At 40.1% G+C, this 16632-nt stretch carries 14 protein-coding genes and 3 pseudogenes; 3 read left to right on the top strand and 14 right to left on the bottom strand.

Annotated features, from left to right (window positions below; translation table 11 throughout):
• Positions 1-5: 5 nt before the first annotated feature.
• The 5 genes from torA to HMPREF9096_RS00105 form a co-directional block, all read right to left on the bottom strand.
• Positions 6-2483, bottom strand: coding sequence for a trimethylamine-N-oxide reductase TorA (gene torA / locus HMPREF9096_RS00085; RefSeq protein ID WP_009501108.1), 2478 nt, complete (start codon positions 2481-2483; stop codon positions 6-8).
• 27 nt (positions 2484-2510) lie between these two features.
• Positions 2511-3611, bottom strand: a complete 1101-nt coding sequence (locus tag HMPREF9096_RS00090; protein WP_032803647.1) for a NapC/NirT family cytochrome c — start codon at positions 3609-3611, stop codon at positions 2511-2513.
• Positions 3612-3768: 157 nt separating this feature from the next.
• Positions 3769-4716: an alpha/beta fold hydrolase gene (locus HMPREF9096_RS00095; protein WP_009501106.1), complete on the bottom strand. Its 948-nt coding sequence runs from the start codon at positions 4714-4716 to the stop codon at positions 3769-3771.
• 78 nt (positions 4717-4794) lie between these two features.
• The gene (asd, locus tag HMPREF9096_RS00100; protein ID WP_009501105.1) at positions 4795-5910 is read right to left on the bottom strand and encodes an aspartate-semialdehyde dehydrogenase; all 1116 of its coding nucleotides are present in this window, start codon (positions 5908-5910) and stop codon (positions 4795-4797) included.
• A 165-nt stretch (positions 5911-6075) separates the two neighbouring features.
• A complete protein-coding gene (locus tag HMPREF9096_RS00105; RefSeq protein ID WP_009501104.1) occupies positions 6076-6792 on the bottom strand; it encodes an MgtC/SapB family protein in 717 nt (238 codons plus the stop codon).
• 152 nt (positions 6793-6944) lie between these two features.
• Between HMPREF9096_RS00105 and rimO the strand changes: the two genes are divergently transcribed.
• Positions 6945-8282 (top strand): 30S ribosomal protein S12 methylthiotransferase RimO, encoded by a 1338-nt coding sequence (rimO, locus tag HMPREF9096_RS00110; protein WP_009501103.1) that lies wholly within the window; start codon positions 6945-6947, stop codon positions 8280-8282.
• 116 nt (positions 8283-8398) lie between these two features.
• Here the strand turns inward: rimO and HMPREF9096_RS00115 are convergent, their stop codons facing one another.
• Entirely contained in the window at positions 8399-9307 is a 909-nt protein-coding gene (locus tag HMPREF9096_RS00115) for an AraC family transcriptional regulator (RefSeq protein ID WP_172633387.1), read from the bottom strand.
• 85 nt (positions 9308-9392) lie between these two features.
• On the opposite strand from HMPREF9096_RS00115, the gene HMPREF9096_RS00120 reads away from it, so the two are divergent.
• Positions 9393-9617, top strand: coding sequence for a hypothetical protein (locus HMPREF9096_RS00120; RefSeq protein WP_009501100.1), 225 nt, complete (start codon positions 9393-9395; stop codon positions 9615-9617).
• Positions 9618-9725: 108 nt separating this feature from the next.
• Here the strand turns inward: HMPREF9096_RS00120 and HMPREF9096_RS00125 are convergent, their stop codons facing one another.
• The 7 genes and pseudogenes from HMPREF9096_RS00125 to HMPREF9096_RS00140 all read right to left on the bottom strand — a co-directional run bounded on the left by HMPREF9096_RS00125 (position 9726) and on the right by HMPREF9096_RS00140 (position 14490).
• The gene (locus HMPREF9096_RS00125; RefSeq protein ID WP_003766668.1) at positions 9726-10340 is read right to left on the bottom strand and encodes a CadD family cadmium resistance transporter; all 615 of its coding nucleotides are present in this window, start codon (positions 10338-10340) and stop codon (positions 9726-9728) included.
• Positions 10341-10649: 309 nt separating this feature from the next.
• Positions 10650-11351, bottom strand: coding sequence for an ATP-binding cassette domain-containing protein (locus tag HMPREF9096_RS09000; RefSeq protein WP_253269215.1), 702 nt, complete (start codon positions 11349-11351; stop codon positions 10650-10652).
• Positions 11351-11478 (bottom strand): annotated as a pseudogene (locus tag HMPREF9096_RS09280) (ABC transporter permease); the annotation flags it as partial. The gene HMPREF9096_RS09000 and the pseudogene HMPREF9096_RS09280, both read right to left, overlap by 1 nt.
• 386 nt (positions 11479-11864) lie before the next feature.
• Positions 11865-12881: a YeiH family protein gene (locus HMPREF9096_RS00135; RefSeq protein WP_009501097.1), complete on the bottom strand. Its 1017-nt coding sequence runs from the start codon at positions 12879-12881 to the stop codon at positions 11865-11867.
• 22 nt (positions 12882-12903) lie between these two features.
• Positions 12904-12987, bottom strand: a pseudogene (locus tag HMPREF9096_RS09450) (peptide ABC transporter ATP-binding protein); the annotation flags it as partial.
• A pseudogene (locus HMPREF9096_RS09485) lies at positions 12976-13173 on the bottom strand (integrase core domain-containing protein); the annotation flags it as partial. The pseudogenes HMPREF9096_RS09485 and HMPREF9096_RS09450, both read right to left, overlap by 12 nt.
• Before the next feature lie 444 nt (positions 13174-13617).
• Positions 13618-14490: an MBL fold metallo-hydrolase gene (locus tag HMPREF9096_RS00140; RefSeq protein ID WP_032803645.1), complete on the bottom strand. Its 873-nt coding sequence runs from the start codon at positions 14488-14490 to the stop codon at positions 13618-13620.
• A gap of 141 nt (positions 14491-14631) precedes the next feature.
• Here HMPREF9096_RS00140 and HMPREF9096_RS00145 point away from each other — a divergent pair, with 141 nt between their 5' ends.
• Positions 14632-15585 (top strand): GlxA family transcriptional regulator, encoded by a 954-nt coding sequence (locus HMPREF9096_RS00145; RefSeq protein WP_009501094.1) that lies wholly within the window; start codon positions 14632-14634, stop codon positions 15583-15585.
• A gap of 181 nt (positions 15586-15766) precedes the next feature.
• Here the strand turns inward: HMPREF9096_RS00145 and HMPREF9096_RS00150 are convergent, their stop codons facing one another.
• Entirely contained in the window at positions 15767-16345 is a 579-nt protein-coding gene (locus HMPREF9096_RS00150) for an NAD(P)H-dependent oxidoreductase (RefSeq protein ID WP_032803643.1), read from the bottom strand.
• Between the last annotated feature and the right edge of the window lie 287 nt (positions 16346-16632).

Below are 16632 nucleotides of genomic sequence, written 5' to 3'. Positions count from 1 at the left end.
TAGTTTTACGCCACCTGGTTAGGTTGTTTAAATACCGTAACTTCTGGTGCTACACCTGTAAATTTCTCAATCTGAACGATACAAGTATTTGGTGAATTGCCTTGTGCCAGTTTAGATGTACCTTCATCTCGAGTTAACACATTTGCACAACCATTTTTACATAATGGTTTTTCACCTTTACCAAGTTCATTTGGGTCATACCATGCACCCTCATGTAGAGCAATGGTACCTTTGATGATATTTTCTGTTACAACCGCACCTGCAAGCACTTGACCGCGTTTGCTATGAATGCGAACAATATCACCTTCTTTAATTCCACGTGCGACCGCATCTTCAGGATGAATCATCACTGGTTCACGATCATTTACTGCGTATTTTTGACGTAATGAAGTATGAGCTAATTGGCTATGTAAGCGATAATAAGGATGTGGTGTCACTAAAGCTAAAGGATATTCTTCCGTCACATTACCTGCAAACTCTTCTGGTTCCATCCAGCTTGGGTGACCTTTACAGTCGTTATAATGCATTTTCTCGATAACATCAGAGAAAATCTCAATTTTACCTGACGGCGTGCCGAGAGGATTGAGCAATGGATCTTCACGGAATTCACCATAACGCACCCATTCCTTCGCAGCTTCACCCACCTCAAAACTTAATGGTTTATTTTCTGCCCAGAATTTGTCAAAACGTGGCATTGCTACACGGTTTGCACGTGCGGCACTAAAGGCTGCATTATAGAATTCTTCCAACCATTCCATTTCAGTTTTACCTTCTGTGTATTGTTCTTCCACACCGGCACGTTTAGCAAGCTCAACGAAAATATCGTAGTCATTTTTCGCTTCAAATTGTGGGGGAACCACTTGTTTCATTGGATAAACACTCATCATGGAGTAGTCGCCAGCCATGGTTAAGTCATTACGTTCATAACTCGTCGTAGCTGGTAACACAATATCTGCCATGCGTGCAGTTGGCGTCCAGTTCACCTCATTGACAATCACCACATCAGGTTTCTGGAAAGCTTTCACTAAGGTATTGGTATCTTGATGGTGAACAAATGGGTTACCGCCAGCCCAATATACTGCTTTGATATCAGGGTAAGTAATTTCAGTACCGTTATAATGAATTTTTTTGCCAGGATTGAGCAACACATCTGAAATACGCGCCAATGGGAAAGCAGATTTAGACGTATCATCTAACCATGTTTTTGCACCTGCTTTGCCTGATGGACTTGCGGTAATGGAGCCGATAATACCACCAGTCGCCGTTGGCACCCCACCATTTGAATAGTGATAACTTAAACCGAAACCACCACCCGGCAAGCCAATTTGTCCTAACATAGAAGCTAGCGTTACTAACATCCAGTGGGTTTGTTCGCCATGGCGTTGACGTTGCATACCCCAGCCACCCATTAACATGGTACGTTTGCTAGAGAAATCGGCTGCAAGTTGCTTAATTGTTTCTGCCGGTACACCACAAATTTTTGCCGCCCATTCTGCTGTTTTTGGTTGGCCATCGGTTTTACCTAATAAATATTCTTCAAATTTAGCGTAACCCGATGTGTATTTTTTCAAGAAATCTTTATCGTGCTTGCCTTGTTCAACTAAAGTATGCGCAATACCAAGCATTAATGGCACATCCGTTGCGGTATTCACCGGAATCCATTCTGCATTCAGCATTTGGCAAGTTTCGCTTTTTTGTGGGTCGATACAAATAATGCGTTTTCCACTCGCTTGGAATTTTTTGAAATATTCAATCCCTTTTTGGTCGGTGGACATCCAAGCAATACGCATGGTTGTAAGTGGATTTGCTGACCAAAGCACAATGATATCGCTGTTTTCTAGCACAGACTCCCAGCTGGTTTGTTGTTCATAGACCTCAATAGTACCAAGCACATGTGGCATAATTACTTGCGCAGCCCCCGTAGAGTAATCCCCTTTGTGGCCCACAAAACCACCTGTAGCGTTCATGTAGCGCTGTAATAATGTACGAGAAGCATGTAATGAACCACAGCTAAACCAACCATAAGAACCGGCAAAAATACCTGTTGGCCCATGTTCGTCACGTACACGTTTAAGTTGATTGTGTACCAAATCTAACGCTTCATCCCAAGAAACACGCACCCATTCATCACGACCACGCATTGTGGTATCGCTTTTTCCTGGATTAGCTAAAAAGCCTTTGCGTACCATTGGATATTTCACGCGGGCTTCGCTATACAATTGATCGGCAACAACTGTTTGCAACTCGTTCGGCACTGCAGGCTCAATAGCAGGACCAGATTTCACGACCTTACCATCTTGTACAACAACCCCAAGAGATCCCCAGTGAGCGGCAGTCACTACCGTTTTCATTTCAGCTTCTTTTGCTACCGCACTTTTTGATACAATGCCCACCATACCACCGGAAAGAGCACTACCAGCCACGCCCAAAGATGTTTTTTTCAGAAAATCACGACGTTGTTCGTTTACGTTATTCTTTTTCATTTCAGCCTCGTTTTAGATACTCAGTAATTATTGTTTTGCCATATCTTTGGCATTGCGTTGCAGATAAATAGTTAATGCACGTACTTCATCTTTGTTCATTGATGTACGGTCTTTCATAGAATTCACCACACCAATCCATTGGTTAGCCGTGTAATGATCTGAACTAATTGCCGCATGACAACTACTACATTGAGTTTGATTTAACTGACTACCGTATTGATTAAGTGCGGTTAAATCTGATGTCATTTTTTCTTTAGCTACATTCACCGTAACACTGATTTCTTTCCAATCAGAATCTGTTACTGCATCATGAACTGTTTTTAATACTTGAACATGAGTACGTGCATCTTCGTCCATTAAAGCAAGCGTGATACGTTTACCTAATTCTTGATACACGACTGCTTCAGCCCCCACTTGTTGCCAGCCATGTAAAATACCTTGAATTTGATTACCATCCACTTTCCATTGCATTAATTCAGCATAAGGCATTAAGCGAACCTCATTTCCTTTAGCATTGGTCGCTTTTACCATTTCAGTAGCAAAAATCGCTGAACCATCAGAGATAGATCCACCTTTTGCTTCAGAGGATTTTTGTACATTTTGATCACCGTGTACCTCAGGGAGGAAATGCACAATTCCCTTGTGACAATCAATACAAGTTTGACCGTTTGTTTGCGCCTCCGTATGAGTTTGCTTAGCTAACTTAGTTTGTTTTGAAAGTTCCATTGCATCAAAACTATGGCAAGAACGACAAGTTTCAGAATCGTTAGCCTTCATTTCATCCCATACAATTTGAGCAAGTTCCGCTCTGTGTGCTTCATATTTTTCTTTATTATCGATTTTTCCTTGAGCCTCATACCACAAATCTTTCAATGCTATAAATTTAGCTTTCACATAATGCCAGCCTTCTTTTGGAATATGACAATCTGAACATTGTGCTCTAACCCCTTTTGCATTAGCAAAATGGCTAGAGCCTTCCCACTCCTGTTGTGGATAACTCATTGAATGACAACTAGCACAAAACTCTGGTGTACTCGTTTTGTGCATTATCCACTGAGAACCCCATAATGCCCCCACCCCGACACCGACTAAACAAAGTGCGGTTACTATTTTTTTCATTTTTGACATAGCCACTCCAATAAAATAATAAAAAACAACCCTAACTACTTAGAGTTAGGGTCGATTGTAGAGGTTTTGTAAATAAAAAACCTTGATATTTCTCAAGGGAAAATTTTATAACCATCAGAAAAAAAATATTATATAAATCAATATATAATGCTTAATATCAACTTTGAACATTTAGAAAATGATTAACACTTTTAAGTACATTTCTTCGAACATTATCTTTTTCAAATAACACCTCATGTTTCGCGTTCAATACAACTTTACATTGAGCATTCGGAAAAAGTGCGGTTAATTTTTCAAGATTTTTGTTATCTACGATTTTTTCTTTTTCGGCTTGTAAAATTAGGATTGGAATTTCAATCTTAGGAATAACTTGCGGCAAACGTTTAATTGCATTCAAACACAAATGCACCCAACGGAATGTTGGTCCGCCAAGATGAATTGCTGGATTTTTACGATTGACACGATTCATCCATTTCATTCTGGTTTTACAGAAACTTAGTTCATTGTATTCCAAGTGGGCTTGTTGATAAGGCCCTTTACCAAAAACATAACGCTCGCCCTGCCCCAGCATATTCATCAGGGCAATAATCAGTTCATCTCTAATAGGGTGCTTTAAAGGAATGCCGTAAAAAGGAGAAGAAAGTACTGCTTTATTAATGCGATGATCACAATTTGCCAAATAATACGTTGCAATCAATGCGCCCATCGAATGAGCAAGCAAATGCTGCGTTGAATAGCTGAAAAGTGCGGTTACTTTTTCGATGATTTTCGCCATGTCATCGACATAGAAACGAAATTCGTCTAAATGCCCTTTTTCAGAATCCTTCAGCAAATGGGTTGAATATCCTTGACCTCGGTGATCAAATAGCAACACATCATAGCCTTGATGATAAAAATCATAAGCAGGCTCTGACCATTTCAACATATTTTCAGCACGGCCATTCACTAAAATCATCAATTTTCTATCCGCACTTTTTGCGTGGATTAAATAACGATAAGCGATTTGAACATTATTTTTGCCAGTGAAATATTGCGTTGGAAATTGATTGAAAAAAGGTAACAGTTCGGTAAAGGCAAATTGAGTAAAGTTGGATTCTCGATTCATAAGTTTTTAGATGGGATATATCAACGCATACAAAAGAAAGAAAAAGTGCGTGAGATTTGACCTCACGCACTCTGCCAATTATGCTACCAATTGTTTTAAGATACGGCGAACTGGCTCTGCCGCGCCCCATAATAATTGGTCGCCCACAGTAAAGGCAGCCAAATATTCAGGACCCATTGCCAATTTACGTAAACGCCCAACTGGTACGCTTAATGTACCTGTTACTTTCGCTGGCGTTAATTCACGCAATGTGGTTTCTTTGTCGTTTGGAATCACTTTCACCCATTCATTATGTGATGCAATAATTTGTTCGATTTCTTCTAATGGTAAGTCTTTTTTCAGTTTGATGGTAAACGCTTGGCTGTGGCAACGTAATGCACCAATACGTACACATAAACCATCAACAGGAATTGGATTGTTGCTTAAACCTAAAATTTTGTTGGTTTCTGCATAACCTTTCCATTCCTCTTTAGTTTGTCCTGTTTCTGGAAGAAGTTTGTCAATCCAAGGGATTAAGCTGCCACCTAATGCTGCACCAAAGTTTTCGGTTGGGAAACTATCAGAACGCATTTCTGCCGTCACTTTACGTTCAATATCTAAAATAGATGAAGCTGGATCTTTTAATTCACTTGAAACCGCTTGTTCTAATAAGCCCATTTGTGAAAGTAATTCACGCATATTTTTTGCGCCGGCACCTGAAGCCGCTTGGTAAGTTGCCACAGAAATCCATTCCACCAAATCTTTTTCAAATAGACCGCCGATAGCCATAAGCATTAAACTTACGGTACAGTTACCGCCCACGAAGGTTTTAATGCCTTTTTTCAAACCTTCAGAAATTACGTGTTGGTTTACTGGATCAAGCACAATAATTGCATCATCTTTCATACGTAGTGCAGACGCGGCATCAACCCAATAACCATCCCAACCTGTTGCTTTTAATTTTGGATAGACTTCATTAGTATAATCACCACCTTGGCAAGTCACGATAATGTCTAATTTTTTGAGTTCTTCAATATCGAATGCATTTTTAAGTTCGCCTGCATCCTTGCCACCAAATACAGGTGCTTTTTGACCTGCTTGTGAAGTTGTAAAAAATACAGGATTAAGATTTGCAAAATCATTTTCCTGCGACATACGATCCATTAATACGGAACCCACCATTCCGCGCCAGCCGATAAAGCCTACATTTTTCATTGTTGTTTCCTTCGTTTGTTGTGTTTGAATAGAATTATTAATTACAAGATAGCGTTAGCAAAATCAAGTATTTTTCATGGAAATTTACATTTTGCGAAAGAAATTAAATAAGAAATAAAAAAGAGCGGTCAATTTAAAAGAAAATTTAACTTGACCGCTCTTTTTCTAGTTATCTACTTCGACACTTATCACGCCTTCTTCCGCTTTCAACAATGCATACGCATCTTTCAACATTGTGGAATCAATGGAAAAACAGCGAATTTGTAACCGCACTTCACCACTACTTTGATCTTTCACCTGTATATGTTCAATACGATACTGATTGTTTACTAACAATTGAGTCACTTTTCCAATGCTTTCCGCACCATTGACAAGAATATTGAATTTTGTCCGACGACGTTGTGATTTACGATGTACCCAACGTTGAACCAACGGACTTAATCGAATAGACACCAAAATCATCACCGTTGCGATAACCGCATCAAACACGAAACCCGCCCCAGCAGCAATACCAATCCCCGCAGAAGCCCAAATAATCGCCGCAGTGGTTAAACCTGAAATCGCATCATTTTTCTTATGCAAAATCACACCTGCACCTAAAAAACCGATGCCACTAATCACTTGCGCCGCAAGACGCATCGGATCCGTACGAATATTTTCTGAAACTTGCGCATAATGCTCTGCGGCTTGAATCGAAACAATCGTTAGCACACAAGTGGTGACGGCAATAATGGCGCAAGTTTTCACGCCCACAGGTTTGCGCTTAAGTTCACGTTCTAAGCCAATAACACTGCCAAGCACCATCGCCAGCAGCATTTTGCTAAAAATAATTAAGTGATAAGGATCGAAAAGTGCGGTTAAAAGTAAAGATGAATTTTCCATAATGATAAAAATAAGTCCGACATAATCGTCTATTCTACATCACTTAGCTTAAAATCTTTACCATTCGAAACCTTTAATTTATCGCCTTTCTTGCGAAAATTGAGTAAAATCTTGCGCTTGAAATTTTATAAAGCGAAAGAACGATTATTTTTATGCAAAATTCAACCCCAAGCATTGGCTTTGTAAGCCTTGGTTGCCCAAAAAACTTAGTAGATTCTGAACGAATCTTAACGGAACTACGCACCGATGGTTACAACATTGTGCCAAGCTATGAAAATGTTGATTTAGTGATTGTGAACACTTGTGGCTTTATTGATAGCGCGGTACAAGAATCACTGGAAGCGATCGGTGAAGCATTGGAAGAAAATGGACGCGTTATTGTAACTGGCTGTTTGGGAGCAAAAGAAGACCAAATTCGTGAAGTGCATCCTAAAGTTTTGGAAGTCAGCGGCCCACATAGTTATGAAACAGTGATGGCTCAAGTTCACAAATACGTACCAAAACCGACACATAGCCCTTACACCAGCTTAGTGCCAAAACAAGGCGTAAAACTGACACCAAAACATTATGCCTATTTGAAGATTTCTGAAGGCTGTGATCACCGTTGTACGTTCTGTATTATTCCATCTATGCGTGGTGATTTAGAAAGCCGTTCTATTACGCAAGTTTTGGACGAAGCAAAACGTTTAGCCGAAGCAGGCGTAAAAGAATTGCTTGTGGTATCCCAAGACACTTCCGCTTATTCCATGGATTTAAAACGCCAAGAGGGTGGTGTAAAAACGGCTTTCTGGAATGGCATGCCAATTAAAAATGATTTAATGACGCTTTGTAAACAACTTGGCAAACTTGGCATTTGGGTTCGCTTACATTATGTGTATCCCTATCCGCATGTGGATGATTTAATTCCATTAATGGCTGACGGCACGCTCTTGCCGTATTTAGACATTCCATTACAACACGCCAGCCCTAAAATCTTAAAAGCAATGAAAAGACCGGGCAGTATTGACCGCACTTTAGAACGCATTAAGCAATGGCGTGAAATTTGCCCAGATTTAACATTGCGCTCCACCTTTATTGTAGGTTTCCCAGGTGAAACCGAAGAAGATTTCCAATTATTGCTCGATTTCTTAAAAGAAGCCCAACTTGATCGCGTAGGCTGTTTCAAATTCAGCCCAGTTGAAGGTGCACCTGCAACAGAGATGGCTGACCAAGTACCAGAAGATGTGAAAGAAGAACGCTTCCATCGTTTCATGCAATTACAACAGGAAATTTCTGCAAACCGTTTAAAACAAAAAATCGGTAAAACCCTTGATGTATTAGTGGATGAAATTGACGAAGAAGGCATTATTGGCCGCTCTAAAGCAGATGCCCCTGAAGTTGATGGATTAGTTTATGTAGATAATTTAAGCGGAATCAATGTAAAAGTCGGTGACGTGATTAAAGTAACTATCACAAATTCTGATGAATATGATTTATGGGGAAGTTGTTAAAGAACAACAATCTCAACGAAATAAACAAAAAATCCATCTTCGTATTGAAGATGGATTTTTTATGACTAAGAGCGGTCAAATTTTTAAGTGTTTTTGAACCTATCTTTAAGCCTCATCTATTTAATATCCCCCTTTGGCGCATGCCCGAAATAGCGTTTGTATTCACGGCTGAATTGGCTAGGCGATTCGTAGCCGACTTGGTAAGCGGCTTCGGTAATGTCTCTCCCTTCTTGTGAGATCAGTCGTCTGGCTTCCATTAGACGTAAGGATTTTTGATATTGCAGCGGTGAAAGGCTGGTTATCTTCTTAAAATGGCTGTGAAAACCAGATAATGACATGCCGCTCAGATTTGCCAAGGTTTCCACGGTAATGGTTTCACTGAAATGCTGTTGTAGATAGTGGGTGGATTGGGCAATTTTTTGCGTATGAGATCCAATGCTTACCATCGCTTTAAGTTTATATCCTTGCTCACCAGTAAGCAACCGATAGTAGATTTCTTGTTGGATAAGTGGTGCAAGAAATTCAATATCTTTTGGATTTTCGTGCAATAGAAATAGACGTTCAACAGCATTTTTGAGAGATTCATCCAGATGCCATTGTGCAAAACCTTCGTCGCCCTTTTGAACATCATCTGCAAGGTTTGGATTTGCTAATAAAATCTTGCTAACGCTCTCAATATCAATTTTCATCGACATCACTAAAAACGGCTTTTGCGGCTCTGCACATTTAATCTCGCCACGCATCGGTATGTTTACTGGGCAAAACATAAAATATTGATTATCAAATCGGTAGCATTGTTCGCCTAACTGCACTTCACGTTCTCCGCTTAACACGATGCAAATGCTCGGCTCTTGAATAATACCTTCGTAACAAAATGGTTGATCTGAATGGCGAAGAAATAAGCCTTTAATCGGTGATGAATAGAGTTCGTTATGTGGAATAACTTGTAATAAGCGTTCTATCGTTTCAGTTGAGAACATGATTTTGTAGGAATAGGCAAGTAATTTGAATAAATCATATAACACTTCATATTGCCGTTCAATATAATGTACTCACTTTCAACGGCGGTACGCCAAAACATATTAACCAATATTAAATGAGGAAAACATTATGAAAATTTTCTACAAAACATCAGCAACAGCAACAGCAATCGGCGGTCGTGATGGCCATACACAAGTAGATGACGGTTCAATTGGCTTTGATTTGGTTTCATTTCAAAATGACGGCACCGGAGCTGATGAAAAACACCAACGCGCCGAGTATGGCAAGCACCGCCGCACCGACGAAAAACGGCTGCATGGGGTGGGTGAAAAACTTATTCATGGTTTGGCTTAATTCTGCATGAAGATGCTTTCGGATATGGATTTATTGGGCGGACAGGGTTGTATCTTGTATTGAAGAAGCAAGCCGAAGGTTTGTCAGATACTCAAATGCCCGTATCATTCATATTATTGATATTATTGTTTGAATTGTATTATTTTCAATAATAATAAATAACCCTAAACCAATATAAATAACAGCCATTATCCAACGACTAAACTTCTCTACAATTTCACCAACACCTGAAATATTAGCCAATCTTTGTGCTGTATATACTAAAACAAAAATCAATATTAAAAATACAAGAAGAGTAACTAATAAGTCGACAAGATCTAAAGTCACAAAGTAAGGAACAAAAAGTCCAATATTATCTGCACCACAACTAGCAACTGTAACCAAAGCAACAATACCGACTAATTTTGACAACCCTTTTTCATCCAATTCTTTTTTAGCTCTTTTTTCGCCCTCACAATCGTCGTAAATAGCAACTTTAATACCTAAGTAAATCGGTATTAAACCTAATAAACCCAACACCCATTTTTCCGGAACATAATTCAAAACAAAAGCTAGAAATAAACTAACTAATATTAAAATTACAGAACCTAAATATTGTCCGATATAAATATCTCGATATTCTTTTCTAGTATTTGCTCTAGCAAAAAATATTAATAGTATTACCAACAAATCTACTGCTGTAGCAATATATAAAACAGCAGCAGTAATCACAGTCGAAAACATAAAGCACCTCATAATGAATCCCCTGCCCCCTTGGCACCACGGCTTTTTCAAAAACCGAATCGCGTTCGGATAACAGATTCGTATCTTTCGCTAAAGAGGCAAGCCTGCGGCTTGCTTACCCTCTCCCTAGCCCTCTCCCACGGGGAGAGGGAATTGGGCTGTCGAGCCTGAACATTTTCAGGTTTACCTGACATCTGATTCCCAATTCTACGGCTCTCTGATTTTGAGAAACCTGATCCCCTTTCCCCGTGGGAGAGGGTTAGGGAGAGGGCAACGAACCGCAAGGTTTGTCAGAAATTTAAATTCCTATCACTCATAATAATGAATCCCCTGAAACTCTCTTGCCACCACGGCTTCTTCAAAAGCCGAATCGCGTTCGGACAGCGGCGTAGGCAGGGTAATCACGTTTTGCACGTTCATGCCCTTAGTGGAAAGCAGCATGATTTCATGGCTCAGGCGTGCGGCTTCGAAGCGGTCGTGCGTTACCAGCATACATGCCCTGCCGATCGATTTTTTCCACCAGCATGGCGACCAAAATATCGCGCAAATCGCGGTCCAAACCGACGAACGGCTCGTCCAGCAAGGCAAGGTCGCAGCCGCACAGCAGCAGCCGCACAGCAGCAGGCGCAAAAATGCTACCCGTTTCGCCATGCCGCCGGACAATTCGGTCGGATATTTGTTCAAATCGCCCGCAGTCCGCCCGACTTTCGCCGCCAGCGCGATGATTTCGCCTTCATCGGGTTTGTCCATAAAAATAGCGATATTCTGCATCGCGGTCAAGTTTTCCGGCAGGCGGTTTTCCTGAAACAGAAAACCCGTTTTGCGGAAAGTATTGCGTATCGTGCCCGATTTCGGCGTTTCCAAGCCCGCAATCAAACGCAAAACCGTCGTCTTGCCACAGCCGCTCGGCCCGAACAAAGCTTTCACTTCGCCATGTTGCTGGTTCAAACTGAAATCGTGCACGATGGGGTCACGGAGAATTTCAAAACGCACGTTTTCAAGACAGAGCATCACCTTCTCCACGGCATAAACAAAATTTCCAAAGGCTTGGTAATCAGGTATTCAAACAGTGACACAAACACGATAACCAACACCACATAAGCATCACCGTCGAAGTCCCCCTGATAGCGCAAGCGTCCTCGCTTGTGCCATTACAATCTATTGTGGTTTCGGAGTTAGCAAAATCCCGAGGCAAGCTCACGAATAAAGTTTACCGGAAAAGTGATATTTGGCGATAAAGTGATTACCTGTTTAAGTTCTTCATTTTCTTCTAATGACAAAAAAGTGCGGTCATAAAATCAAAAGGATTCTGAACGTTGGCTTTGCCAACGGCTCCCCAGATAGCCCCCCTTCTGACGCGTAGTTTTATCTATCTAAAAAATAAGCAAATTGAAGTTATTCATGAAAATAGTAAAAATCTGAATCAAACGAAATTGATTTTCAGGCACGCGTTAGGAAACGCGCGCTATCGTGGGGTCCAGGTTTTGGGGTGCAGATCAAAGTGCGGTCAATCTTAAGTGAATTTTATATTAATTTTGATATTCCATAATTCACTAAAAATCCACCAACCACTAGCCATAAATAAATTAGTATTCCTAAAATCAGAGGTTTTAATCCTGCTTTCTTGATTGCGCTTGCTTGTGTAGTTAAGCCGAGCGCAGCCATCGCTGAAATTAATAAGAAAGAATCGATGTCAACTAATAATTTCACGAGTTCTTTTGGTAATAAATCAAAAGAATTAAAAATCGCAACGCCAATAAAAAGTACAGCAAACCAAGGAATTGTAATTTTGCGTGAGGTATTTTCTGATACCCCATCACTACGTGTTAATAACCAAGAAAGCATTAATAAAAATGGTGCGATCATCATCACTCGGATCATTTTGGAAATGACGGCAGTATTCGCCACGATAGGATCAATATTTTCCCCAATCGCATACACTTGAGCCACTTCGTGTACACTAGAACCAACATAAATACCGAATTGATGGGCGTTAATTAAATCTTGTGACCACGTGTAGAACAAGGGGTAAGTAAAAATAGCAAGCGTCCCGAAAATGACCACTACGGCAATCGCCACTGAAACTTTATGAGATTCTGCTTTGGTAACAGGCTCTGATGCCATGACAGCTGCTGCACCACAAATACTACATCCTGCCCCAGTGAGATAAACCAATTGTTTATCCATTTTTAGATAACGAATGCCCAAAAGTGCGGTAAGAAAAAAGGTTGAAATCAGCATGATTGCATCAGTGACAACAGCATTTAATCCTACATCGGAGATATCGCCAAAAGTGAGGCGAAAACCATACAGCACAATGCCAGTGCGAAGAAGCGTGCCTTTGGCAAACAAAACGCCTTTTTCCACTCGTGTTGAAAATTGCGGATAAATGGTATTGCCGATTGCCATTCCCAGCAAGATGGCAATAATTAAAGCACTGATATGATAATGATGGGAAAAATCAGTGTTTCCTAAATAGTTAGCAAGTATAGCGATAATCGCAATAAATATAAGTCCGAAATAAAAGGGACGAGTGTTCATTTTTCCTTTCCTTAGTGAGTGTTTTGTCTTTTACCCAAGCGGTTTCATCTAAAATTTTGCCAAAATAGCTTTCGACTAAGCGACGAGTAACATCAGTTTGTGGATTAAATGAAAAACCTGAAGCGTGGGTGCAATAAGTTAAGCCATTTTCAGTTAAAAATGTTGGAATACTTGGCGCAGCCTGTAATTCAGCAATTGAATGATAAGTCCGAGAGTAAAAGCACTCTGATTTTAGTATCGCAAAAAAACTTTCAATCACCGCATTATCGTAGCAATTTCCTCGGCGACTCATACTTTGCACCGCTTTACCCTCCAACATCTTTACCCATTCCGCCGTGCCATACAATACACCTTGGTCGCTGTGAATAATCGGGCATTCTGTCGGTTTAAGAATTGTAGCGTGCAACTTGTTGCACGAAATCGTGAATGCCCGAAAGGGTTAAATAACGTTCCGTGCGTGATTCGGTCGTGCATCAAGATGCACGCTACGAGGGGTAAATAATCCTCCTATATGTTGAATTTTGGTTGTCAGCCTTGTTCATTATATAGCGAGGATTTTTTTCTGTTCATCGCTTAAGCTATTTGTCTCCATACGCATAGCGTATGGTTTTTATAGCCTGACTTTGCCTGGCTATAATCAAAGGCCGTCTGAAAATTCAGACGGCTTTTTTATAACAAAGTGCGGTCAAATTTTTAGGTGTTTTGCAAATCTCCATCAAAACTTGACCGCTTGTTTTTAAAACTTCACTGTTTCACCATCTTCTGGAATTGCTATATTTTCAAGCTTGTTTGCTTGGACAAATTGGCGTAAATCCTTACGGTACACAGACATATGGTTTACCGCATCCATGTGCACCGTGATAAGTTTTGTATTCGGTAGCATTTGGCGAGCATGAGCAACATCTTGTAACCCCATAATAATGCCGTCATTCGGAAAAGCTAAGGTACGCGCATCACCTGTGTTCATAATCATTACATCTGGTTTATAACGATTAATGGCTTTGTTTACTTCGGCAGTCCAAATTGTGTCACCAACCAAGTAAACCGTTGGATGACCTTTCGCTTGGAATGTTACGCCCATCGCCTCATCTAAAATCTCAGCTAATTGTGGTACAGCGTACATTTCCGTTGTGCCGTGAGAACCGCCGGTTTTATTTAAAATAATACCTTCGAACTCCACTGGTTTTTCTAGCGATAAACTGGTTATGTTAGTAAAACCTTGCGCTTTGAGTAAGTCGCCATCCCGTTCATGCTGCACAAAAATTTTGATGGATTTAGGTAAAATTTTTTGTGCAACCTCATCCCAATGATCTTCATGTGTATGAGTCAAAATAATGGCATCAACATCTTTGAAAGTATCTTCTGCTTTCATCGGTAATTCCACAAGTGGATTACGCAAATGGCTATTTAATGTTCCTTCAAAGCCTGCATAACGTCCTTTTTCAGCAAGCATCGGGTCAATTAAAAAAGTTTTCCCTGCGTAGTTCAGACGACCAGTAGCATTGCGGATATGTTGGTAGCTATCAGTGTTTTTAGAGGCAAGATCTACAGCGAAAGTATTTGCACTAATAGCCAATGCTGTAGTGCTAATTAAGGTTTTTAAGTTCATTGTTTTTCCTTTTCTATACGTTATTGAATGAATAAACATATTATAGTGAGAACAAAATTGCGCAAAAATAGATAAAAAATCAATAAACGTAATAATCGGGTCATTTCTATGTTATACTCATATCAAAGTAGGAGAAATAAAATGAATAAACCCACAGTTGCTTTGATTGTGTATGAACAAATGATGCCCATTCATTTTGCGATGGCATATTCCGTTTTTTCTATGTCGGATTTAAACGGCAAGCCGTTATTTGAGTGTAAAATCGTTAGCGATTCGGACGACCTGACAAACTCGCTATTTCACATACATTTAGATGGTGGTTTAGAATGGTTAGAGAATGCCGATATTGTTGTGATGACTGGATGGCATGATACTCAAGTGATGCCGAGTGAGGCTTTATTAACGGCGTTACGGCAAGCATATCAACGTGGTGCGACAGTGGTGGGTTTATGTTATGGCGCCTATGTGTTGGCGTGCAGTGGTCTACTTAACGGCAAAAAAGCAACTACACATTGGCTAGGAGATAGTGATTTTACTAATCGTTTTCCTCAGGTGAAATGGGATTTAAATCCTATTTATTTGGAACAAGATCGACTGATTACCTCAGCAGGAACAGCCGCTTCCATGGATTGTTGCCTTTCTATTGTCCGTAAATTATATGGCGTGAAAATTGCCAATCATATTGCCCGAATACTGGTTATCCCCCCTCATCGTGAAGGCGGACAAGCACAATTTATCGAACGCCCTATTTCTCGTTCCACACCTAATCATAATATCAATGCGTTGCTTGCTTATTTAAATGAAAATCTGACCGCACTTCATTCGACTGATAGTCTTGCAGAACGTTTGTCAATGAGCCGTAGCACTTTCACCCGACATTTTCGCAAAGCAACCAGAATGTCATTAAATCAATGGTTAATTGAAGCAAGGCTACAGCGAGCAAGAGAGCTTTTGGAAAGCACAGATTTATCTATTACTGATATTGCAGAACAAAGTGGATTTCATAGCGATACCGCCTTGCGTCAGCATTTCTTGAAAAAACATAAGATTTCACCGAATCGCTGGCGTAAGCAGTTTCAAATTGAGGATGTTTAGATCTTTTTATTTTAAAGTGCGGTCAAATTTTTAGGTGTTTTTGCAAATTCAATTCAAAATTAGGACGTTTGTGTGATCTAAACTCAGTCTATTCCTCTTCCCTTCCCCGTTAGGAAGTTTGATTAGAGAAAAATAAAAAAGATAAGCAAAAATACTCACCTTCTAAACTAATATTTTGTAATTAACCAAATACTTTTTCTAAATGTGCTTGGTAATCGGCTAAGTATTGTTCTACTTGTGGGTTTTTAATCACATCGTTACATAAGAATGTCGGCAGACGGCTTAAGCCGATGAACTCATTGAGTTTGTGGAAGTGCATATACAATACATCCACACCTTTACCTTCGAAGAAGTCGCCTTCACGAGTGAACGCTTCAATCGGCGCATTCCAAGTAAGTGAAAGCATGTGTTTTTTGCCTTGCAACAAGCCACCTGTGCCGTAGCCTTCGGTTGGATTAACACGATGGCGACCATCACTGTGGTAAAGCTTGCCGTGTCCGGCGGTTAATACTTCGTCTATGTATTTTTTCACTGTCCAAGGTTCGTGCATCCACCAACTTGGCATCTGCCAAATTACGGCATCCATCCACAAAAATTTTTCGATTTCTGCTTCAACATCATAGCCAGCATCGATCACAGTTTCTTTTACATTGTGTCCAAGTGCGGTCAAAACTTCTTTCGCTTTTTTATGAAGCGTATGGTTCAACTCGCCATGTGAATGTCCGAAATCTTTACCACCGTCTAATAATAAAATATTCATCTTTTTGCTCCTAAAACAAATAATTATAAAAAATGGGACTGCCATTATGCCTTTTTACTTTAATTTTTAAAAGTATATTTGCCTGCCACGTTATTTCCAGACTATAAGGAAGACTACAGCCCATAGGGTGGGTGTAAACCCACGAAAAAAGAATATTATTAATAATACGCGTGGGTTTACGCCCACCTTACATTGACTGAACTTGTGCAAGCTGATATTGAAAGTGCGGTAAAAAATTGGTGGAAATCACGGCATTATGTAGCAGTTGCACAAAGTCCGAAAATTGA

Source organism: Haemophilus sp. oral taxon 851 str. F0397 (assembly GCF_000242295.1).
Lineage (GTDB): Bacteria > Pseudomonadota > Gammaproteobacteria > Enterobacterales > Pasteurellaceae > Haemophilus.
Note: the sequence above shows the minus strand (reverse complement) of the source record. Positions and strands in the feature narration are given on the sequence as shown.